Source organism: Rhodococcus sp. NPDC054953 (assembly GCF_053609225.1).
In genome coordinates this window covers 65,258-87,161 of record NZ_JBSGXD010000012.1, presented here as the reverse complement: position 1 = coordinate 87,161, position 21,904 = coordinate 65,258, and the positions used below count along the sequence as shown (strand labels likewise).

The window sequence follows — 21,904 nt, the reverse complement described above, 5'->3', positions numbered from 1 at the left end:
GTTTCTCGTCCTGCGCAGGCGCTGACCAGCACCCGTGCGTGATGTGCACCCCGGTCGGGGTGCACATCACGCACGGTCGGCGCAGCCGAATACGCTGCCCGGGTGGCGGCTCTCGCGTTGGACATCGGTGGCACCAAGTTCGCGGCGGCCCGCGTTCGGGCGGACGGCACGCTGGTCGCCGAGCAGCGCGTCGCGACGCCCGCCGTCGGCGTGTGGGAGGCGGCCGAGCGGCTGCTCGTTCAGGTCGCGGACGGCCGACGGGTGCGCCGGGTCGGGATCGGGGCTGCGGGGCCGGTGGACGTCGACGCCGGGGTGGTCGGGCCGCTGAACGTGCCGGAGTGGCGCACCGGATTCCCGCTCGTCGAGGCGGTCCGGTCGCTGTTCCCGGACGCCGAGATCACCCTCGCGATGGACGGCGCGTGTGCCGCGCTCGCCGAGTACCGGTTCGGTGCAGGCCGGGGGACACCGGACCAGATCGGGATGATCGTCTCGACCGGGGTCGGCGGCGGCGTCCTGCTCGGCGGGCGCATCGCGGGTGGGCGCACCGGCAACGCGGGCCACATCGGGCACGTGGTGGTGCCCGGCGCGGAGGACGTCGCGTGCGCGTGCGGCGGGGTCGGCTGCCTGGAGGCGGTCGCGTCTGGCCCGTCCGCGGTGCGGTGGGCGAACGCCCGCGGGTGGGCGGGGTCAACGGGGCTGGAGCTGTCGCGGGCCGCGGATGACCGCGAACCGACCGCCGTTGCGGCGCTGCACCGAGCCGGGACGGCGGTGGGGACCGCGATCGCGTCGTCGGCGGCGCTGCTGGATCTGGATCTGGCGGTGGTCGGCGGTGGTTTCGGGCAGGCCGGCCCGGCGCTGTGGGAGCCGATGCGGGCTGCGGCGGCGCGGCACGCGCGGTTGTCGTTCAGCCGCGGCCTGCGGATCGTGCCCGCGGCGCTCGGCGGTCGGGCGACGCTGATCGGTGCAGGCGCGTTGACGCTGGTCGACTAGCCCTTCCCAATTTCGTTACAGGTTCAACCGGAATGGGGGCTGATTTCGGCCCCGGAACTCTGTAACGTGTTCTAGTGTGCTGCTCACCACACTCTGCCTCGATGGCCGGGCGCCCCGCCTCGTCCGCGGGGACGACGGAACGAGGGCACCGTGAGCGCAGCAGAAACCCCGTTTGGCGACGGCGACGACTATTCGGAGGTCGCCCGCCCGCGGGACTCCCAACGCGACACCGACCACCTCCGCGCGGCCTTTCAGTCCTGGCTGACCGGCAGGCTGCCCGACGACGCCGACGCCCGCGTGCGGGGCGTCCGCCTCCCCGACGCCAACGGGATGTCGAGCGAGACCGTCCTCGTCGACGCGGAGTGGACCGAGCACGGCAGCCGCGGCCGCCACCACCTGGTGGCCCGGATTGAGCCGGGCACCACGTCGATGCCGGTGTTCCCGAGCTACGACATGGACACCCAGTTCGCGGTGATGAAGGCCGTCGGCGACCTGTCCGCGGTCCCGGTGCCCGCCGTCTACTGGTCCGAACCGGACCCCAGCGCGCTGGGGGCGCCATTCTTCGTAATGGAGCGGGTCGACGGTGACGTCCCACCGGATGTCATGCCCTACAACTTCGGGCCCTCGTGGCTGTTCGACGCCAGCGCCGAACAGCGCCGCACGCTGCAGGACGCGTCCGTCGACATCCTCGCGCAGTTGCACGCGATCCCCGATCCCGCAACACACTTCGCGTTCCTCCGCCTGCACGACGCGGGCACCACCGCGGAGGAATCGTTTCGGGCGCACCTGGCCCGGCAACGCGGCTACTACCAGTGGGCGACCGCGCAGGGACCGCGGTCCCCCCTGATCGAGCGGGCCCTGGACTGGCTGGAGGCGAACGTGCCCGCCGACCCGTCCCCCGCGGTGCTGTGCTGGGGCGACTCGCGGATCGGCAACATCATGTACCGCGACTTCACCCCGGTTGCCGTCCTGGACTGGGAGATGGCCGCGCTCGGCCCGCGGGAGATGGACGTGGCGTGGATGGTGTTCCTGCACAGGTTCTTCGAGGACCTTGCCGGTGTCGCGGGGTTGCCGGGCCTGCCGGACTTCCTGCGCAGGGAGGACGTCGCGGCCCGGTACGCGGCAGCGACCGGGCACACCCCCGAGCACCTCGACTACTACAGCGTCTACGCGGCACTGCGGCACGCGACGATCATGTTCCGCGTGCAGTCCCGCGCGATCGCGTTCGGCCAGGCGGCGGCCCCCGGCGATCCGGACGACATGATCATGCACCGCAGGACCCTCGAGGACATGCTCGACGGCGCCTACTGGGAGCGGGTGCCGTGACCACCACCGACGCGGGGCACGCCCGCTCCGACAGCGCACCACCGACCACCGACCCGACACCAGCAAGGAAGTACTGATGACCGACTACGACAAGCTCTACATCGGCGGCCAGTGGGTGGCCCCTGCCACCTCCGAACGCCTCGATGTGTTCTCCCCCGCCACCGAGGAGCGGGTCGGCAGCGTGCCGGTCGCCGCCCCCGCCGACATCGACGCCGCGATCGGCGCCGCCCGCACCGCCCTCGAGTCGGGCCCGTGGCCGCAGACCTCGCCCGCGCAGCGCGCCGAGATCCTCACCAAGGTCGCCAAGCTGATCGAGGAGCGCACCGACGAACTGTGCACGGTGATCACCTCCGAGATGGGCGCCCCGCGCGCCGGTGTCGAGCTGATGCAGAAGACGCCGACCCTCGCCGCACTGAACGCCTATGCGGGACTGGTGGATTCGTTCCCCTGGGAGGAGGAGCGCACCGGCGTCTTCGGTACCACCAAGGTGTTCCGTGAGCCGGTCGGCGTCGTCGGTGCGGTCATCGCGTGGAATGTCCCGCTGTTCCTGATGATCAACAAGCTCGCGCCCGCCATCCTGGCCGGCTGCACGATGGTGCTCAAGCCCGCCCCCGAGACGCCGCTGAGCGCGAACGTCATCGCGGAGATCTTCACCGAGGCGGGTCTGCCCGAGGGCGTGCTGTCCATCGTGCCGGGCGGCGCCGCGACCGGTGAGTACCTGATCTCGCACCCGGACGTCGACAAGGTCACCTTCACCGGCAGCACCGCGGTCGGCCGCAAGATCGGTGCCATCGCCGCGCAGAACCTCAAGCGCTGCTCGCTCGAGCTCGGCGGCAAGTCGGCCGCGATCCTGCTCGAGGACATGGACGTCGCCGCGACCACCCCGATGCTGGTGCTGTCCGGCCTGATGAACTCCGGGCAGGCCTGCGTCGGCCAGACCCGGATCCTGGCGCCGCGCTCGCGCTACGACGAGATCGTCGAGGCGATGAAGAACTTCGTCGCGTTCCTGCCGATGGGCATGCCGGACGACCCGACCGCGCAGCTCGGCCCGATCATCACCGCCGCGCAGCGCGACAAGGTGCTCGGCTACATCGAGAAGGGCAAGGCGGAGGGCGCCCGCCTCGTCGTGGGCGGCGGCGTCCCGGCCGGGCTGGAGAAGGGCTACTTCGTCGAGCCGACCATCTTCGCCGACGTCGACAACTCGATGACCATCGCCCGCGAGGAGATCTTCGGGCCGGTCCTGTCGGTGATCGCGTACGACAGCCTCGACGAGGCCATCAAGATCGCCAACGACTCCGACTACGGCCTTGCCGGCTCGGTGTACACCACCGACATCGAGAAGGGCCTCGAGGTCGCCAAGCAGATCCGCACCGGAACCTTCGGAATCAACTGGTACGCCTTCGATCCCGGTTCCCCGTTCGGTGGCTACAAGAACTCCGGCATCGGCCGCGAGAACGGCCCCGAAGGTCTCGACGCGTACTGCGAGCTCAAGTCCGTGCTGATGCCCGCCGGCTACGGCGCCTGACGCACCCCTGACGCGAATGCGCGCCGCACCGCTCAGGTGCAGGCGCGCATTCGTCGTCTCGCCCGGCTCAGCTACCGAACGGGAGGGTCATCGCGGTGCTGCCGTCGCTGCTGCCGCCGGGCAGCAGCCCGACCTGCATCATCTGCGGCTCGCCGAGCACCGGATGAATCAGGTCGAATGCCCTTGCGCAGCCACCGATCACCCCGTAGACGCCGGGTTCGAGGTCGTTCACCGTGTTCGTCACGGTCGACTTCGGTGCGACGCCGAACATCGACAGCGGTGCGCTGAGCGCCGGGTAGACCAGCACACCCGGATCGAAGAGATGCGTCGGATCGTCCACGACCGCAGGCACCTCCGCGGCGTTCACGACAAACGCCTGGCACCACGGCACGTTGATGTCCCAGGCGTTGGTATTGGTGACCTTCATGGTGATGCTGGTGTCGCTCGAGGACGCGACGACGGTGGGCGGCTGCGTGGTCGGCGCGGCCGCGGCCGTCGCGGGCAGCGCGAACGCCAGCGCGGCTGCGGTCGCGGCGGCGACGGCTGCGCCGCCGACGATCCTGTTCGGGGTGGTACTGGGCATCGTGGCCCTTCCTGGGTGTAGGTACGGAGACGGCGCCGCACAGGGGGACGCGGCGCCGAGGGAACGGACAGAGGATAAGCGCCGGGGCACCGTCGAATCAGGCGGACCGCAGGATTGTCGCCGATCCCGTCCCGGCCCCCGCCGACCCGTGTCGGTCGGCCGAATGACCTCCCGCCGCCGTATCGTTCAACGATGACCGAACGCGACCCCGCGGTGGGCGGCGACCAGGAGAGCACGCTGACCGTGTTGCTGGCGTTCGGCGCGAACGCCGCGATCGCCGTCGCCAAGACGATCGCCGCCGTGGTGACCGGGTCGGCGTCGATGGTCGCCGAGGCCACCCACTCGTGGGCGGACACCGGCAACGAGGTGCTGCTGCTGATCGCGGGCAGGCGGTCGCGGCATCCCGCGGACCGGGCACACCCGCTCGGCTACGGACGGGAGGCGTACATCTGGTCGATGTTCGCCGCGCTCGGCCTGTTCGCGCTCGGTGCAGGCGTGTCAATCACGCACGGCATCCAGGAACTGATCACCCCGGAACCGGCGTCCGACTTCGGCGTCGCCTACGCGGTCCTGGGCATCGCGCTGGTGCTCGAGGGCATCTCGTTCGCCCAGGCATTCCGGCAGGTGCGGTCCGAGGCCGCGTCCGCCGACCGGGACGTCCTCGAGCACGCGCTGAAGACCTCGGATCCCACCGTCCGGGCGGTGTTCGCCGAGGACGCGGCCGCCCTGATCGGGCTGGTGATCGCCTTCGCGGGTGTGCTGCTGCACCAGCTGACCGGATCCCCCGTCCCGGACGCGATCGGCTCGATCCTGGTCGGCGTCCTGCTCGGGGTGATCGCGGTGATTCTCATTGACCGGAACCGGCGGTTCCTCGTCGGTGAGGAGGCCTCACCGCGGCTGCGTGCCGCCGGACTTGAGGCCCTGCTCGACCTGCCCGAGGTGGAGCGGGTGACGATGCTGCGGATGGAGTACCTCGGTCCGCGTCAGGTGTTCCTCGTCGGCGCGGTCGACCTGGTCGGAGACGTCGCCGAGCACACCGTCGCGGAGCTGCTCGACCACTGTGAGCGCAGCCTGGAGCGACACCCGAACATCCGCCGCGCCGTGCTGTCGCTGTCCACGCCCGGCGACCCGGCCCTCACCCCCGGCGACTGAGCGATCCGACCTACCCGGTGAGCAGCGGCAGCAGGTCGGCGCTGCCGATGCCTGCGCCGAGGGCGGTGCCGCCGAAGTCAAGGACCGGGGCGATGCTGCCGATGCCGTCGGGGACGATAACCGGCAGGAACGAGACCCCGATGTTGTCGGGGTCGAGAACGGTATCGGTCCCGCCGCAGGTCCCGAGGTAGGCGTAAACGCCGTCGGCGACGTCGACGGTCCGCGATGCGCCGTTGGGTCCGGGTTCGAGCACCGAGTTGGTCGCGCTCGGGCCTGCCGTCAGACCCGGTTCGAGCATGATCCGGACCAGGCCTGCGTAGTCGCGGGTGTTGTACGCGATGAACGCCGCCAGCGCCTGCTGCCCGTTGAGCAACGCCGAGGTGCAGGTGCTGACGTCGAGGAGTCCGTTGACCCGGTTCGGGTTCGTCAGGTTCAGTTTCACGTTTTTGCCATCGATGTCGCCCTGGTCGACCGAGAGTTCGGGGCCGGAATAGCGGTCGGCCGCCGCGGCGGTGCCCGCACCGGCCAGCACCGCACCGGTCGCCATCACGGCCACCGCGGCACCCGCAACGGCCGTCTTCGTCGTCCTACCCACGTCCATGTCAACGCCTCCCGAAGTCACCGCCCGCGAGGCGCGGCCGGCCTCCGCGATCGTGACACCGCCGCGGCCGGACCGGCCCGCGCCACACCGGCGTCCGGCCCGGATCGTGATCGTTCGGAGACCGAACCGACTCAGATGTACATCGCCGGGTCGACATAGCTGTTCGGGTCGACGAGCTGCTCGTGCTGGCGTCCACTGCGGTGCCGCACGCTCGCCGGGATTCCGGTCGCGATCGAGTCGGCCGGAACATCGCGGGTGACAACGGCATTCGCCCCGACGGCGCTGTCGTCCCCGATCACGACCGGGCCGAGGACCTTCGCGCCAGCCCCGATCGTGACGCGGTTGCCGATCGTCGGGTGCCGCTTCGTCCGCGCCAGCGAGCGACCGCCGAGCGTGACGCCGTGATAGAGCATCACGTCGTCACCGATCTCGGTGGTCTCGCCGATCACCACACCCATGCCGTGATCGATGAAGAACCGCCGCCCGATCGTGGCACCGGGATGGATCTCGATGCCCGTCAGGAAGCGGGTGAACTGGGCCAGCACCCGCGCCGGACCGCGCAGCGCGGGCACCGCCCACATCCGGTGCGCGACCCGGTGCGACCAGATGGCGTGCAGCCCGGAGTAGACGAGCGCGTTCTCGGCGTTGCTGCGCGCGGCCGGATCCTGGCCGCGCGCGGCCTGCAGGTCCTCCCGAACCGTGCCCAGCACACCCATGCCCGTCAGTCCCGGATGTGCTCGAACAGCGGGGTGGAGATGTAGCGCTCGCCGAAGTCCGGCACGATCACGACGATCGTCTTGCCCGCATTCTCCGGGCGCTGCGCGAGCTGCAGGGCGGCCCACACGTTGGCGCCTGCGGAGATGCCGCCGAGGATGCCCTCGTCAGTGCCGAGGCTGCGCGCGGTGGCGACCGCATCGGGGAACTCGACGTCGATGATCTCGTTGTAGATCTCGCGGTCGAGGATGTCGGGCACGAAGTTGGCGCCGAGTCCCTGGATCTTGTGCGGGCCGGGCTGTCCCCCGGTGAGGATCGGCGAGTCGGCGGGCTCGACGCCGACGATGGTGACCTCGGGCTTGTACTTGCGCAGGGTGCGGCCCGCGCCGGTGAGGGTGCCGCCGGTGCCGATGCCCGCGACGAAGATGTCCACGGCGCCGTCGGTGTCGGCCCAGATCTCCTCGCCGGTGGTGCGCGAGTGGATCTCCGGGTTCGCGGGGTTGCCGAACTGGCGGGCGAGAACCGCGTTGTCGGTCTGCGCGACGATCTCCTCGGCCCTGCGCACGGCACCGGCCATGCCCTCGGCGCCGGGGGTGAGCACGATGTCCGCGCCGTACGCGCGCAGCATCACGCGGCGCTCGGTCGATGCCGTCTCCGGCATCGTGAAGATGGCCTTGTAGCCGCGGGCCGCCGCGACCATCGCGAGGGCGATGCCGGTGTTGCCGGAGGTGCCCTCCACGATGGTTCCGCCCGGCTTGAGCTCGCCGGACTTCTCGGCGGCGTCGATGATCGCGACACCGATCCGGTCCTTGACGCTGTTGGCCGGGTTGTAGAACTCCAGCTTGGCGACGACCTGCGCCTGCGCACCGTCGGTCAGGCGGTTCAGACGGACGAGCGGCGTGCGCCCGACCAGCTCGGTGACGTTGTTGTAGATCTGGCTCATAGCGGGTCCTCTCCCTTGCGTATACGCCGGGCGTCACTGTTCGTTAGGTGTATTCCACCACTGCCACTCCCGCCGCCCCACACCGCACCCCAGAAACGGGTGAAGGGCACCTGTGACCGGTCAGACCGATCACAGGTGCCCTTCACCCGAAACGGGGAGGTGGCTCAGCCGAGGCGCTGCTTGAGGGCCTCGAACTCGTCACGCACGCCGGACGGGACCTTCTCGCCGAGGAACTCGAACCACTCCTCGATCAGCGGCAGTTCCGCCTTCCACTCGTCGACGCTCACCGCGAGGGCCTCGTCGACGTCGGCGGCGACCACGTCGAGCCCGGTCAGCTCGAGATCCGCCGCGGTCGGCACGAAACCGATCGGGGTGCTCTGCGCGCCCGCCTTGTGCTCGATGCGGTCCACGATCCACTTGAGGACGCGGGAGTTCTCGCCGAACCCGGGCCACAGGAACCGGCCGTCCGCACCGCGACGGAACCAGTTCACGTAGAAGATCTTCGGCAGCTTCTCCGCGTCGGCGTTCTTGCCGAGGGTGATCCAGTGGTTGATGTAGTCGCCCGCGTTGTAGCCGATGAACGGGATCATCGCCATCGGGTCGCGGCGGACGGCGCCCACCTTGCCCTCGGCGGCGGCGGTCTGCTCGGACGACAGCGTCGCGCCGAGGAAGGTGCCGTGCTGCCAGTCGAACGACTCCGCAACCAGCGGGACCGTCGTCTTGCGGCGGCCGCCGAACAGGATCGCCGAGATCGGCACGCCCTGCGGGTCGTCCCACTCGGGGGCCAGGATCGGGCACTGCGACATCGGCGTGCAGTACCGCGAGTTCGGGTGGGCGGCCTTCTCGCCGGACTCGGGGGTCCAGTCGTTGCCCTTCCAGTCGATCAGGTGCTGCGGGTCGCCCTCAAGGCCCTCCCACCAGACGTCGCCGTCGTCGGTCAGCGCGACGTTGGTGTACAGCGTGTTGCCCGCCTCGACCGTCTTCATCGCGTTCGGGTTCGAGCCGTAGTTGGTTCCGGGCGCGACGCCGAAGAACCCGAACTCCGGGTTGACGGCGTACAGCCGGCCGTCCTCACCGAAACGCATCCAGGCGATGTCGTCGCCGAGGGTCTCGGCGCGCCAACCGGGGATGGTCGGCTGGATCATCGCGAGGTTCGTCTTGCCGCAGGCGGACGGGAACGCGGCCGCGATGTAGTAGTTCTTGTTCTCCGGCGAGATCAGCTTGAGGATCAGCATGTGCTCGGCCAGCCAGCCCTCGTCGTGGGCCATCGCCGACGCGATGCGCAGCGAGTAGCACTTCTTGCCGAGGAGGGCGTTGCCGCCGTAGCCGGAACCGTAGGACCAGATCTCGCGGTCCTCCGGGAAGTGGGTGATGTACTTGGTGTCGTTGCACGGCCACGGCACGTCGGCCTGGCCCTCGGCGAGCGGCGCGCCGACGGAGTGCAGCGCCTTCACGAACGGCTTGTCCGTGCCGAGCTTGTCCAGGGCGGCCTGACCCATGCGGGTCATGATGCGCATCGACACGACGACGTACTCGGAGTCGGTGATCTCGACGCCCAGCTTCGGGTCGGCCGCACCGAGCGGGCCCATGCAGAACGGCACCACGTACATGGTGCGACCGCGCATGCTGCCGCGGTACAGGTCGGTCATGAGGCCGCGCATCTCGGCCGGGTCCATCCAGTTGTTGGTGGGGCCTGCATCGATCTCGTTGCGCGAGCAGATGTAGGTGCGCGACTCGACGCGCGCCACATCGGACGGGTCGGAGTTGCCGAGGAACGAGTTCGGCTTCTTCTCGTCGTTGAGACGGGTGAAGGTGCCGGCCTCGACCAGCTTGGTGGTCAGCCGGTCCCACTCCGCGTCCGAACCGTCGGCAAACACGACGCGGTCGGGCTGCGTCAGCTCGGCCACCTCGCGAACCCAGGCGAGAAGCTCGCCGTGCGAGGTGGGCGCGGGGTCGGTGCCATTCAGACCTGGAATGGTCGCTGAGGTCATCAAACTCTCCCTGGGGTGTTCCGGAATCGTGTCACCGCGCCCCGCCCTCCGACGGTGCTCGATGTCGCGCGATTGACCCCTCTCGGCGGGGCGCTACCCGCTGTTCCGTCTCCGTGTGCGAGTGGTTTCACACGGTCGACGACGACGCGGGCGCCGGGTGTCCTGCTATGAGGTTAGCGCTGTGTGTCCGTCTGATGGGAACCGGGTCGCGTCGGATCGCTCACAGGAACGATTCAGTGATCGGGCGAGGTCCCCGACACGACTGCGGCGGTGACGACAGGGTCGTCACCGCCGCAGTTCGGGCGTCGTGCGCTCGAATCAGCTGAGGCTGCCCTCGATCACGTTCAGGATGGCGTCGCCGAGGACGTCACTGATCGAACCGGTGGAGCTGAGCTGGCCCTCCGCGGAGCCGAGCCCGGTCTCGTCCGCGACGGACAGCACCGACTCGCCCGCGTTGGGGATGCGCACCTTGAAGCAGGCGGTCAGGCCCGGCAGCTCGGTGCCGACGCCGACGGTGCCCGCGACGCCGACGCCGCCGGAGGTGACGGCCGAGCCGGGGACCGCGTTCTTCGGGACGAGGTAGGTGGTCTCGAGGGTGACCGGGTTACCGGAGTTCACGAACCAGCCGGTGCTGGTGAACTTCCAGCCGCCCGCGTTCGGCGTGGGGGTCACCGGCTCGGGCTGCTGGCCACCCACCGCGTTGTACGCGGTGATCGTCGACTCGATCGGCGCGTCGAAGCCCTCCGGCGCGAACTCGGTGATGGTGTTGACGTACGGGTTGCCGATGCCGGTGGTACCGATGACGGTCTTGTAGGTGACCTTGGTTCCGCCCGCGGCCTCGGACACGTTGACCGAGCGGTTGTAGGTGTGCGTGATGCCCCAGGTGCTGGCGTCGTTCTTGCTGGCACTGCTGGACTGGTTGCAATCGGCGGCGCTGGCGACGCCGGTTCCGAGGCCGAGGCCGACGACCGCGCCCGCGGCGACGAGGGCACCGGAGGCGGCGACTGCGGTGATGCGGCGCATCGAGGATCGGGACATGGAGATCTCCGTTTCGATCAGGTCAGGCCCCGCGCATCCCACCGCGGTCGGCCCGGTGAAGGTGTGACATGTGCGTGATCGGGGTCACGCACCCGACCTTTATACGGACATTCGTCCAGTTTGCTGTGCGTTTTCGGAAATTCGCTCAACAGCAGGTCCCGCGGTCACAACCGGCCCGCGTCGATCCGGCTCCAGTGCACGGTGCCGTCGGCCGCCCGCCGCGGCTCCCACGCCGCGTAGTCGCCGTCGTCCTCGACCCGGGTCAGGTGGTCGGCGCTGCCGTCACCGTCGAGGTCGGAGGCGACCGTCACCCCGCCCGAGTCGACGAACGTCGCGGTGTCGAGAACACCGTCGGAGTTCAGGTCGACGGTCGGGTCGGTGACCGCGAACTCGCCGAGCGGGCCCGCGTCCACGGTCACCGGAAGCGGGTCGCCGAATCCCATCGCCAGCATCTCGTCGTGCATCGTCGACCCCCTCGCTCCCGCCGGTCCGACCCGCAGACCGGTCACTGCCCGATTGGACGCGCCCGCACCGCCTCCGGTTCCGCCAGCGCGCGGTCCAGGTCCGCGAGATCCCGCTCGATCGCCGACAGCCTGCCCGCCGCGCGGGTCGCGCTCTCCCGCAGCGCCCGGTCCACCGCGATCAGTACCGGTTCGGTCGCCGCCACCCGCACGCGGTGCGCGGCGCCGATCGCCTCGATGAGCGTGGCCTCGGCCTCCACCAGCCGGGTCAGCGACCGCTGCTCGAGCCCCGACCGCACCTGCGCCATCGTCTCGGCCAGCCACTGCCGCAGATGCGCGCGATCCGCAGCGAGCCCGCGCATCCGGGTCAGCCACCACGCAGCGACGCCGCCGATCAGCAGGCTCAGCGGGGCCACGATCAGGTCGAGGGCCGCGATCCCCGACAGCGGCGACGCCACCAGCCGCCCCAACCCGACCCCGGCGGACGCCCCGACGACCACCACCATCCGGTCCTCGACACCCCGGTGCCGGGGTTCGGGATCCGCGACCGTCGGCGGCGGGCGATGCGGCCCCGGCGCGGGGTGCGCCGTGCCGAGCACCTGAGCCCCCAGCTCGGTCAGCACCGTGGTCGTTGCCGCGTCGAGTTCGACGGTCAGCGCCGCGACCTCCGCGCGCACCCGGTGCGCGAATCCGGCGAGACCGGGTCGATCCGCGCGATCGAGCGGCGACCGCAGCGCTGTCGCGGTCCCCCGGACCCGCTCCCCGACCTGATGCGCGAGATCCACCCTGGCCAGCGCCGTCAGCCGCCGCAGCGCCGCCGATGCCTGCGCCCGCGGCTCGTCGCGGCCCGCGATCAGCTCCGCCCGCCGGGCCCGCAGCCGCGGGGTGTCGTCGTCGCGGCGCAGGTCGTCCGCGGTCCCCCGCACCACCGACCGGGCGCGTTCCAGGGCGGCTCGCCTGCCACGACCGGGGTCGACCCGGGCCAGTGCCGCGACGACCGCGTCCCGCAGACCCGGCAGACCGCGGCCCGTGCGCGCGGACACCGGCAGGATCGGCGCGGGCTCGACACCCGGCGCGTGGTCGGCGAGCAGGACGGTGTCGCGCTCGCGCACCACCGCCCAGTCCCGGTGCGCGTCGACCTTGGTCAGCGCGACCAGGACCGCACTCCCGCGCCCCGCAACGGCGCGGAGGAGGTCGAGGTCGTCCCGACCGATCGGGGCCGCGGCGGCGACGACGAACACGGTGACCGCCGCGACGCGGTCGTGGCCGTCCACGACGTCGGCGTCCGGCAACACGGCCCGCAACCGGACCGCCAGGGCGCTGACCCCGCTGCCCGGTGGTCCGACGACGGCAACCACCGGGCCCGGCGGCTGCGGGTGCCAGCGGTCCAGCACGTGCGCGGCGTCCCCGTCAGGCACGGTGACCACCGTCCCGGACGGCCGCACGATGAAGGGCGAGGGCCGCGCGGGCGGACGCCGCGTCGGGCGCGGTGTTGCGCCGGACCCGCCACTGCCGGGCCCGATCACGGTCGGACCCGGTCCCGACCGCATCGGGCCCGGCCGGATCGGACACCGCCGCGGCGAGGGCAGCAAGCCGCACCCCGTCATCGGAGGCAAGGAAGCTCTCGACGTGGTCGCGGCGGCTCCCGTCCCGCGCCGACGCGCGCAGCAGGGCCAGCAGCGCGGCGGCCCGAGCGGTGCGGGCGGCGGCCACCCGCCGGACGAGCACCTCGCGGAGCGTCTCGACCCCGGCGATGTCGCCCACCGCGGTGACCGGCAGGCACTCGGTCCGGAACTCGGCGGACACCCGGGCCGCGGCCCCCGCCGCGTCGCCAACCGTGTCCGCCTTACCGAGCACCAGGACCGGGCGGGCGCCCGCCGCGGCCGCGCAGTCCCGGTCCGACCGGCGCGGTGGATCCAGCAGGACGAGGACAACGACGTCACCGGTGAGGACCGGGTCGGCGACGCCGGGTTTGTCCCACGCCGCGGTCGCACCGATGTCGGCGCCGGGAATCGTGCCGAGTGCGGCAACCAGCGCGGACCGGCCGACACCCGCCCGCCCGGTCACCTCGATCCGGATCGGGTCGGTGACCGCGGCCCAGCGGCGCGCCAGGTCGGCGGCGATCCCCGGATCGGGCGGGTCCATCCGCGCCCCGAAGCCGGCGATACCGGCACCTGTCGACGCCATCGCGTCACCCCCTGAACTGACACATCGCGCCCTCCCCCGGCGCGGGTCCATGATCGCAGCCCGACGCCGCACGCGGCGGCGATCGCTCGAATCGGCCGCCCGGTCAGGCCACCATCGCGCCGATCACGAGGAACCCGCAGATCAGGACCGCCAGGATCGCCAGCAGCGGCAGGACGAAACGGAGGTACCTGTTGTAGCCGACCTTCGCGAACGTCAAGCCGCCCATGATCACCGCGCTCGTCGGCACCCACAGGTTCATCCACCCGTTCGACGCCGCCCACGCGGTCACGACCAGCGACCTCGGCACGTCCGCGAACGCCGCGAGCGGGGCCATGATGGGCATGACCAGGGTCGCGTGCCCGGACGTGCTGGGGATCAGGAAGGCCAGCGGCAGGTTGACGAGCCAGACCAGCACGACGAACACCCCGGACGTTGCGCCGCTGACCGCGCTCTCGAGCGAGTGCAGGACGGTGTCGGTGATCTTGGAGTTGTTCATGATGACGGTGATGCCGCGGGCGACGGCAACCACCAGGGCCGGGGCGATGAAGTCGCCCGCGCCCTGGATGAGCGTGGAGCTGACCTTCTGTTCCCCCATCCTGGCGACGCAGCCGACCACGATCGTCGCGACCAGGAACAGGGCCGCGAGCTGCGGGAACGACCACCCCAGCTCCCATCCGTACGGCACCGCGTCGGGATTGCCGGTGAGCGCGCTCGACCACGGGATCACCGAGAAGATCATCAGCACGAACGTCGCGAGCAGCAGCCACAACACCACCTGCTGGGTCCGGGTCAGCGGCTCGACCTTCGCGGTCGCGGCCTGCTCGGCGATCTCCTTGTCCCCGGGAAGGAACCCGACGAGGGAGCGCCCCGGGTCGCGGCGGACGCGGCGCGCGTACCGCATCACGTAGCCGATGGTGACGGTGGTGAGGACGATCAACATGACGACGCGGAGCACGATGCCGTCGCCGATCGAGACACCGGCGGCCGAGGAGGCGACGCCGATCGCGAACGGATTGACCGTCGAGCACAGCGTGCCGATCCCCGCACTGAGCAGGATCGCGGCGGCCGCGACCAGCCGATCGAAGCCGAGCGCCAGCATCAGCGGGACGATGAGCCCGAAGAAGCCGAGGGTTTCCTCCGCCCACCCCTCCACGGAGCCGAGTAGCGCGAACAGCGCCATGATCCCGACGACCATCAGCCCACCCCGGTCGCGCAGCCGGTGCGCGAGCCTGCCGATGCCGCGATCGAGGGCGCCGGTCGCGAACACCATCGTGATGAAGGCACCGATGGCGAGGACGAAGAAGAAGACCCCGACGCTGCCGTACAGGTCGCCGGTGTTGTCGGCCGCGACCTGCCCGGTCTCGGTGTCCTGGATGCCGTAGAGGCCGTTGACCGGCGACATCAGCAGGTCGCCGAGCCTGCCCCAGAAGTCGAGCGGCGGGTCGATCCGCTGATAGGACCCGGCGATCGGGTTCCCGTCCGGATCGCGCTGGTACTGCCCGCTCGGCACGACGAAGGCGATCAGCCACACCACGACCGCGACCAGCGCCAATACCGTCAGCGCGGAGGGGAAGGACCGCTGCCGCGCCTCGGTCCCGGTGTTCTCCTGGCTCGCCGCGTCTTCCGAATTCGACTGTGCCATCGCAGGACCCGTCCCTGTTGATGTGAGGTCGTCCCAGTAAAGCCGACGCCAGCGCCGCGCGCCCGCCGAGTGCGTCTCGGCGGGCGCGGACCTCCCCGCCGTGAGACGGTGGAGCCCGCAGAGTGTTCCCGTCGAGGAGGCGTGCCCATGTCGACCCCGATTCCGGCACCACGTCCGCACCATCCGGTCCGCGTCGAGCGCACTGCGTGGATCCCGATGCGGGACGGGGTGCGCCTGTCGGCACGCATCTGGTTTCCGGCGGACGTCACCGACCCGCAGCCCGCCGTGATGGAGTACATCCCCTACCGCAAGAACGACGGCACCGCCGCCCGCGACGTGAGCCTGCACGCCGCGTTCGCACAGGCAGGCTACGTCGCACTGCGGGTGGACAACCGGGGTAGCGGGGACTCGGAGGGCATCATGCTCGACGAGTACCACGCCACCGAACTCGACGACGCGGTGCAGATCCTGGAATGGCTTGCCGCGCAACCGTGGTGCGACGGGAACGTCGCGATGCTCGGCAAGTCGTGGGGCGGATTCAACGGACTGCAGGTCGCGGCGCTGGGCCCGCCGCAGCTCAAGGCCATCGTGACGGTGTGCTCCACCGACGACCGGTACGCCGACGACGTGCACTATCTGGGCGGGTCGCTGCTGGCGTCCGAGGCGCTGCCGTGGGCGTCGACCATGCTCTGCTACAACGCCCGCCCGCCGGACCCGGACGTGGTCGGGGACCGCTGGCGGGACGAATGGTTCACCCGGATGGAGCAGACGCCGTCGTTCATCGGCACCTGGCTCACGCATCAGCGCAGGGACGCGTACTGGAAGCACGGCTCGGTGATCGAGAATCCGGGGGCGATCACCGCCGCCGTGCTGTCAATCAGCGGCTGGGCCGACCCCTACCGCGGCGCGGTGCTGCGCCTACTCGAGGAGCTCTCGTCACCGGTGAAGGGCCTGATCGGACCCTGGGCGCACACCTACCCGCATCAGGCGTCCCCCGGGCCGGCGATGGACTTCATCGGCGAATGCCTGCGCTGGTTCGACTGCCACCTGCGCGGCAGCGACGACGCGGCCACCCGGCTGCCCGCGCTGCGCGCCTGGATCCCGGACCCGGTCCCGCTCGGCAGCGACGAGGGCGAGCGGCCGGGGCGCTGGGTGACCGAGCCGGTCTGGCCGCCCGAGGGGCGGGCGCCGCACGAGTGCGCGCTCGCCGGCCGCGGCCTGCACCTGTCGGGCGTCGCGCCCGAACCCGGTGGCGCGGTCACCCGGCTGCGGTCCCCGCTGGCGATCGGCTCGGCGGCGGGCAACGTGCTGCAGTTCGGCGACCTCGCGGGCAGGCCCGGCGACCAGGCCGCCGACGACGGACGCTCGCACACCTTCGACTCGCCGCCGCTGACCGAGCGGCTCGAGATCCTCGGGCGGTCCGAGGTGGAGCTGTCGGTCTCGGCGGACCGACCGCAGGCGCAGCTGGCGGTGCGACTGTGCGAGGTGACCCCCGACGGCACGTCCCGGCTGGTGACGGCGGGCCTGCTCAATCTGACGCACCGGTCGGGTCACGAGCATCCCGAGCCCCTCGAGCCGGGGCGGGTGTACCGGGTGACGGTCCCGGTGTTCGCGACCGGTCACGCGTTCGGGGTCGGCAGCCGGGTCCGGGTCAGCGTCTCGGCCTCGTTCTGGCCGTGGGCGTGGCCGTCCCCGGAGCCGGTGACGGTGACCGTTGCCCCGGACCCGGGGGTGCTGCGGCTGCCGATCCGGCCGGTCGACGCGGCGCCGGACGGCGAACCGACCGCTCCGCCGCCACCGGACCCGCCCAGCTCGCTGGACGTCGTCGACGTGCCAGCAACCCGAACAATCAGCTGGGATCCGGTGACCCGCACACAGGTCGTCGAGATGACGTTCTCGGACGGCACCACCACCGACCGGGCCGACGGGCTGACCCGCACCGAAACCGAACTGAACCGCTTCCGCCTCCGGGAGGGCGATCCGACGGCAACCGTGGTCGAGTGCGAACGGTCGGACGCGATCGGCCGGGGCGACTGGAGCACGAAGGTGGCGACCTACAGCCGGATGACGTGCACGGCGACCGACTACTTCGTTGCCGACCGGCTGGTCGCGTACGAGAACGGTGTCGAAGTGTTCACAAAGAGTTGGTACACGACGGTGCCGAGGGACCAGTCGTAGCCGGGAACAAAGTCACAGGTCATGGCAATTTCTGTGGTCGAAGCGACGGTCGCGGCACCACCTCGGCGGTCCCGCGCCACGGTGCCGCCGACCCCGAAACCCTCAACCCATCCTTGAGGGCCTGCTGCAGGAAACGGCCTCCATGCGTGACAATGGTCCGGTGAATGACGCCGAACCCCGGGTGGAGGGTGCCGCCGACCGCGGCTCCCGCCTGTATCCCCGGGTGACCAGTTTCCGCTCCCGCCGCGGCTCCCTCACGGACCCCCAGCAACAGTGCTGGGACCGGACATGGCCGACGATCGGCGCCGATGTCTCGGACTCCCCCCTCGATCTCGACGGGTGGTTCGGCAGGCACGCGCCGACCGTCATCGAGATCGGCTGCGGAACCGGCACCGCCACCACCGCGATGGCGAAGGCCGAACCCGAGACCAACCTGCTGGCCGTTGAGGTGTACCGGCCGGGACTCGCCCAACTCCTGCAGTCGATCGAACGCGACGGCATCACCAACATCCGCGTCCTGCGCGGTGACGCGATGGACGTGCTGGAGAACATGCTGGCACCGCAGTCGCTGATCGGCGCCCGGGTCTTCTTCCCCGACCCGTGGCCGAAGGCCCGCCACCACAAGCGCAGGCTGCTGCAGCCGCCGACGTTCGCGCTGCTCGCGGACCGACTCGCGCCCGGCGGCCTGCTGCACGTGGCCACCGACCACGCCGACTATGCAGAATGGATAGCCGAGACAGGCGACGCCGAACCGCGGTTGACCCGACTCGACTGGGACGAGCTGGCCAGCGGCGTGATCGACTCCCCGATGACCCACGAACGTCCGGTCACGAAGTTCGAGGACAAGGCACACCGCGTCGGCCGTCCGATCACGGAGATGATCTGGGGAAAGGTCAACGGATGAGCGTCAGCGAACGATTACCTGAGTCGGTCGGGGCCCTCGACGAGACCGGTCGGGAACCCCGACCACCACGCCGGGTACTGCTGGTCTGGGACGCGCCGAACCTCGATATGGGGCTCGGCGCAATTCTGGGTGGCCGCCCCACCGCCGCGTACCGGCCCCGGTTCGACGCGCTCGGACGCTGGCTGCTCGGCCGGACCGCCGAACTGGCCGGAACGAGCCCGGTGCGGCTCGAGCCGGAGGCGACGGTGTTCACGAATATCGCGCCCGGCAGCGCCGACGTCGTGCGACCCTGGGTCGAGGCACTGCGGAACGTCGGTTTCGCGGTGTTCGCGAAACCGAAGATCGACGACGACAGCGACGTCGACGCCGACATGCTCGACCACATCGCGCTGCGCGCCCGCGATGGCGGGCTGGCCGGTGTCATGGTCGCGTCCGCCGACGGGCAGGCGTTCCGGGTTCCGCTCGAGGGCATCGCAGCAAGCGGTGTTCCCGTGCAGGTGCTCGGTTTCCGTGAGCATGCCAGCTGGGCGGTGTCCTCGGAGATCCTCGAGTTCGTCGATCTCGAGGACATACCCGGTGTGTTCCGCGAGCCGCTGCCCCGAGTCAGCCTGGACTCGCTGCCCGACGAGGGTGCCTGGCTGCAGCCGTTCCGTCCCCTGTCCGCCCTGCTCCTCGGACGTCAAGGAGTGCAATAGTGTTCGCTACCTGGGGTCGTCTCGTCTACCACCTCCGATTCTCGGTGATCGGGGTGATGGTCGCGCTGATGCTCGGCCTTGGCGCGTACGGCCTCGGGCTGGAGAAGAACCTCAGCCAGAGCGGGTGGGACGACCCCGGTTCCGAATCGGTTGCCGCGGCGAAGCTCGCCGACGGCACCTTCGGCCGCGACACCACCGCGGACGTGGTGCTTCTCTACACGGCGCCCGAGGGCAAGACCGTCGACGACCCGACGTTCGCGGCGAAGATCACCAAGAACCTCGAAGAGGCCGTCGCCAACCATCCGGACCAGATCCTCAAGCTCAACGGCAGCTACTGGTCCACCAAGCTCGCGCAGCTGGCCGACCCAACCAAGGAACACGCGATCGCCAGCGTCGCGATCGCCGGCGCCAACGACACCGAGGTCGCGGCGAACTTCCGCGAGATCCGGGACATCTTCTACATCGACGGCATCGACGTGCAGTTGTCCGGATTGCAGCCGGTCACCGGCACCCTCAACGACACGATGGCAAACGACGTCAAGCGGATGGAGATCCTCGCGATCCCCGCGGTCGGTGTGCTGCTGTTCTTCATCTTCGGCGGCATCGTCGCCGCCGCGCTGCCGTTGATTGTCGGCGGCCTGACGATCATCGCCGCGAACGGCGTGGTGAAGCTGTTCACCCAGTTCACCGAGGTCAACTCGTTCGTGTCGCCGGTCGTCTCGCTGATCGGTCTCGGCCTGGCGATCGACTACGGCCTGTTCATGGTGAGCCGGTTCCGTGAGGAGATCGCCGAGGGCTACAGCACCGGGGACGCGGTCCGCCGCACCGTGATGACCGCGGGCCGCACCGTCGTGTTCTCCGCGACGATGATCATCGCCAGCTTCAGCGGCCTGCTGCTGTTCCCGCAGGGATTCCTGAAATCGGTCGCGTACGGCGCGATCGCCGCGGTCGCGTTGGCCGCCCTGATCTCGGTGACGGTGCTGCCCGCGATCCTCGGCATTCTCGGCCGCCGGGTCGACGCGCTCGGCCTGAAATTCATGCGCAAGACCAAGACCACCGAGGAGATCGAGAACAGCTACTGGGGTCGGATCACCCAGTGGGTGATGCGGAACCCGCTCAAGGTCGCGATCCCGATCGTGATCGGCCTGCTGCTGCTAACCATCCCGATCTCCGGCATCAAGTTCGGTGGCATCAACGAGACCTACCTGCCGCCCGACAACCCGACCCGGCTCGCGCAGGAACAGTTCGACGAGCTGTTCCCGAACAACCGCACCGAGCCGGTCAAGCTGGTGATCGAGGGCGCGCAGGGCGCGCAGCTGACCCAGATCGTCAAGGAGGCCAGCGAGGCGCCCGGCCTGGTCGAGAAGTTCACGATCAACAACCCGACCAAGGACGGCGTCACCGTCTTCAAGGCGGGCCTCGTCGACCGGAACGACGCGGAAGGGACCATCGACCACCTGCGATCGATGGACGTTCCCGACGGGGTGACGGTGCTGGTCGGCGGCACCCCCGCGATCGAGCACGACTCGATCGCCGCGCTGCTCGACAACCTGCCGCTGATGGTGACGGCGGTGGTGCTGCTGACCACGCTGCTGATGTTCCTGGCGTTCGGGTCGCTGGTGCTGCCGATCAAGGCCGTGCTGATGACCGCGCTGGGTCTCGGCGCCACCCTCGGCATCCTGACCTGGATCTTCATCGACGGGCACGGCGCCGGGCTGATGAACTTCACACCGGGCCCGATCATGTCACCGGTATTGGTGCTGATCATGGCGATCATCTACGGCCTGTCCACCGACTACGAGGTGTTCCTGCTGTCCCGGATGGTGGAGGCCCGCGCGCAGGGCGCCAGCACCACCGAGTCCGTCCGCGTCGGCACCGCGCACACCGGCCGCATCATCACCGCCGCCGCACTGATCCTGATCGTCGTCACCGGCGCGTTCGCGTTCTCCGAACTGGTGATGATGAAGTACATCGCCTACGGCATGATCGCCGCGCTGATCATCGACGCCACCCTGATCCGGATGGGCCTGGTGCCCGCGGTGATGAAGCTGCTCGGCGACGACTGCTGGTGGGCGCCGGCCTGGATGAAGCGCATCCAGGAGCGCCTCGGCCTCGGCGAGCCGGTCCTCGACGACGAGCGGATGCCCGACGACGTCCCCGAGATCGAGGCGGTCGGCGTCCCAGCGCCGCAACCGGCGACCGGGGCCCGCCGACGGACCACGCCGCTGACCCGCGAGGCGGTCGAGCGGGTGCTGCCGCCCCGGACCGCCGCCGCGTCCCGGATCGCGGCGACCGCGGAGCCGCTGGTCGGCGAGCCGATGACCGAGCCGATCCCCCAGGTACGGCCGCAGCCCAAGCCGGGTCCCGGCCCGGCAGCGCCCGCTCCCGGCCCGGCAGCGCCCGGTCCGGCGCCGCAGGCCCGCGATGCCCGTCCGGTACCGCCGCAACCGGCACCGCGGCCTACCGCACCGGCGCCTCGGCCCACACCCACGCCGCCGCCCACCTCCGCGGATCGGCCGATCGAGAGTTGGCTGTCGAGTCTGCGAACGCCGACGGCCGCCCCCGCCGCGGGTGGGGCGCCCGGATCGGCGGCGGCGAACGGCGCGACGCCCGCCCCCCAGGCGCGCCCGACGCCGCCTGCTCCCGCGCCCACCCCGCCCCCGGCACCCGCGCCGCGGCCCGCCGCGGCACCACGACCCGTCGAGGCACCGCGCCCGCCTGCCCCGCGACCGGCCGAGGCACCGCGTCCCGCGCCAGCGGCTCCTGCCCCGGCGACGGCGCCGTGGCCTGCCCCCGCACCCGCGCCGACCCCGACCCCGACCCCGCCGCCGAGCGCGACATCGGACCCGGCGCCGTCCGCGGCGGGTGACGACGCGAACGCGGGCAGGCATCGGCGCACCGACGGGACGCCGACCGTCAGCGTCCGGGAACTGCTCGCCAGGCAGCGTCGGGACTGACGGCGCCGCCAAACGCG

General features: G+C 70.9%; 18 protein-coding genes. 8 read left to right on the top strand and 10 right to left on the bottom strand.

The window, feature by feature from the left end; all coding sequences use genetic code 11:
• Positions 1-102 precede the first annotated feature (102 nt).
• The 3 genes from ACWF62_RS10895 (at position 103) to ACWF62_RS10885 (ending at position 3,841) form a co-directional block, all read left to right on the top strand.
• Complete coding sequence (locus tag ACWF62_RS10895) at positions 103-990, top strand: ROK family protein (RefSeq protein ID WP_378509133.1); 888 nt, start codon at positions 103-105, stop codon at positions 988-990.
• A gap of 150 nt (positions 991-1,140) precedes the next feature.
• Positions 1,141-2,316: a phosphotransferase family protein gene (locus ACWF62_RS10890; protein ID WP_452630056.1), complete on the top strand. Its 1,176-nt coding sequence runs from the start codon at positions 1,141-1,143 to the stop codon at positions 2,314-2,316.
• Positions 2,317-2,392: 76 nt separating this feature from the next.
• Positions 2,393-3,841 (top strand): aldehyde dehydrogenase, encoded by a 1,449-nt coding sequence (locus ACWF62_RS10885; RefSeq protein WP_378509135.1) that lies wholly within the window; start codon positions 2,393-2,395, stop codon positions 3,839-3,841.
• Positions 3,842-3,908: 67 nt separating this feature from the next.
• Here ACWF62_RS10885 and ACWF62_RS10880 read toward each other — a convergent pair whose 3' ends face one another.
• Entirely contained in the window at positions 3,909-4,424 is a 516-nt protein-coding gene (locus ACWF62_RS10880) for a hypothetical protein (RefSeq protein ID WP_378509136.1), read from the bottom strand.
• 192 nt (positions 4,425-4,616) lie between these two features.
• On the opposite strand from ACWF62_RS10880, the gene ACWF62_RS10875 reads away from it, so the two are divergent.
• On the top strand, positions 4,617-5,576 hold the full coding sequence (locus ACWF62_RS10875; protein WP_378509137.1) for a cation diffusion facilitator family transporter: 960 nt from the start codon (positions 4,617-4,619) through the stop codon (positions 5,574-5,576).
• Positions 5,577-5,586: 10 nt separating this feature from the next.
• Here the strand turns inward: ACWF62_RS10875 and ACWF62_RS10870 are convergent, their stop codons facing one another.
• From ACWF62_RS10870 to ACWF62_RS10830, 9 genes are all read right to left on the bottom strand, one after another.
• The gene (locus tag ACWF62_RS10870) at positions 5,587-6,177 is read right to left on the bottom strand and encodes a hypothetical protein (protein ID WP_378509138.1); all 591 of its coding nucleotides are present in this window, start codon (positions 6,175-6,177) and stop codon (positions 5,587-5,589) included.
• 131 nt (positions 6,178-6,308) lie between these two features.
• Entirely contained in the window at positions 6,309-6,893 is a 585-nt protein-coding gene (gene epsC / locus ACWF62_RS10865) for a serine O-acetyltransferase EpsC (protein WP_378509139.1), read from the bottom strand.
• A gap of 5 nt (positions 6,894-6,898) precedes the next feature.
• Positions 6,899-7,834 (bottom strand): cysteine synthase A, encoded by a 936-nt coding sequence (gene cysK, locus ACWF62_RS10860; RefSeq protein ID WP_378509140.1) that lies wholly within the window; start codon positions 7,832-7,834, stop codon positions 6,899-6,901.
• A gap of 164 nt (positions 7,835-7,998) precedes the next feature.
• Positions 7,999-9,825 carry a phosphoenolpyruvate carboxykinase (GTP) gene (locus ACWF62_RS10855; protein WP_378509141.1) on the bottom strand — a complete coding sequence of 609 codons (1,827 nt, stop codon included), beginning with the start codon at positions 9,823-9,825 and terminating at the stop codon, positions 7,999-8,001.
• 318 nt (positions 9,826-10,143) lie between these two features.
• On the bottom strand, positions 10,144-10,863 hold the full coding sequence (locus ACWF62_RS10850; protein ID WP_378509142.1) for a hypothetical protein: 720 nt from the start codon (positions 10,861-10,863) through the stop codon (positions 10,144-10,146).
• A 164-nt stretch (positions 10,864-11,027) separates the two neighbouring features.
• Positions 11,028-11,372: a DUF6802 family protein gene (locus tag ACWF62_RS10845; RefSeq protein ID WP_452630054.1), complete on the bottom strand. Its 345-nt coding sequence runs from the start codon at positions 11,370-11,372 to the stop codon at positions 11,028-11,030.
• Positions 11,369-12,742: a hypothetical protein gene (locus tag ACWF62_RS10840; RefSeq protein ID WP_452630053.1), complete on the bottom strand. Its 1,374-nt coding sequence runs from the start codon at positions 12,740-12,742 to the stop codon at positions 11,369-11,371. The genes ACWF62_RS10845 and ACWF62_RS10840 overlap by 4 nt, the downstream gene beginning before the upstream one ends.
• Positions 12,735-13,511, bottom strand: a complete 777-nt coding sequence (locus ACWF62_RS10835; RefSeq protein WP_452630051.1) for a hypothetical protein — start codon at positions 13,509-13,511, stop codon at positions 12,735-12,737. The genes ACWF62_RS10840 and ACWF62_RS10835 overlap by 8 nt, the downstream gene beginning before the upstream one ends.
• 103 nt (positions 13,512-13,614) lie before the next feature.
• Complete coding sequence (locus ACWF62_RS10830) at positions 13,615-15,153, bottom strand: YfcC family protein (protein WP_452630050.1); 1,539 nt, start codon at positions 15,151-15,153, stop codon at positions 13,615-13,617.
• Positions 15,154-15,300: 147 nt separating this feature from the next.
• Here ACWF62_RS10830 and ACWF62_RS10825 point away from each other — a divergent pair, with 147 nt between their 5' ends.
• From ACWF62_RS10825 to ACWF62_RS10810, 4 genes are all read left to right on the top strand, one after another.
• A complete protein-coding gene (locus ACWF62_RS10825) occupies positions 15,301-17,331 on the top strand; it encodes a CocE/NonD family hydrolase (protein ID WP_378509147.1) in 2,031 nt (676 codons plus the stop codon).
• A 124-nt stretch (positions 17,332-17,455) separates the two neighbouring features.
• Positions 17,456-18,235 carry a tRNA (guanosine(46)-N7)-methyltransferase TrmB gene (gene trmB / locus ACWF62_RS10820; protein ID WP_378509184.1) on the top strand — a complete coding sequence of 260 codons (780 nt, stop codon included), beginning with the start codon at positions 17,456-17,458 and terminating at the stop codon, positions 18,233-18,235.
• Positions 18,232-18,930, top strand: a complete 699-nt coding sequence (locus ACWF62_RS10815) for an NYN domain-containing protein (protein WP_378509148.1) — start codon at positions 18,232-18,234, stop codon at positions 18,928-18,930. Before trmB ends, ACWF62_RS10815 begins: the two co-directional genes overlap by 4 nt.
• A complete protein-coding gene (locus tag ACWF62_RS10810; RefSeq protein WP_452630047.1) occupies positions 18,930-21,887 on the top strand; it encodes an MMPL family transporter in 2,958 nt (985 codons plus the stop codon). Before ACWF62_RS10815 ends, ACWF62_RS10810 begins: the two co-directional genes overlap by 1 nt.
• Positions 21,888-21,904 lie beyond the last annotated feature (17 nt).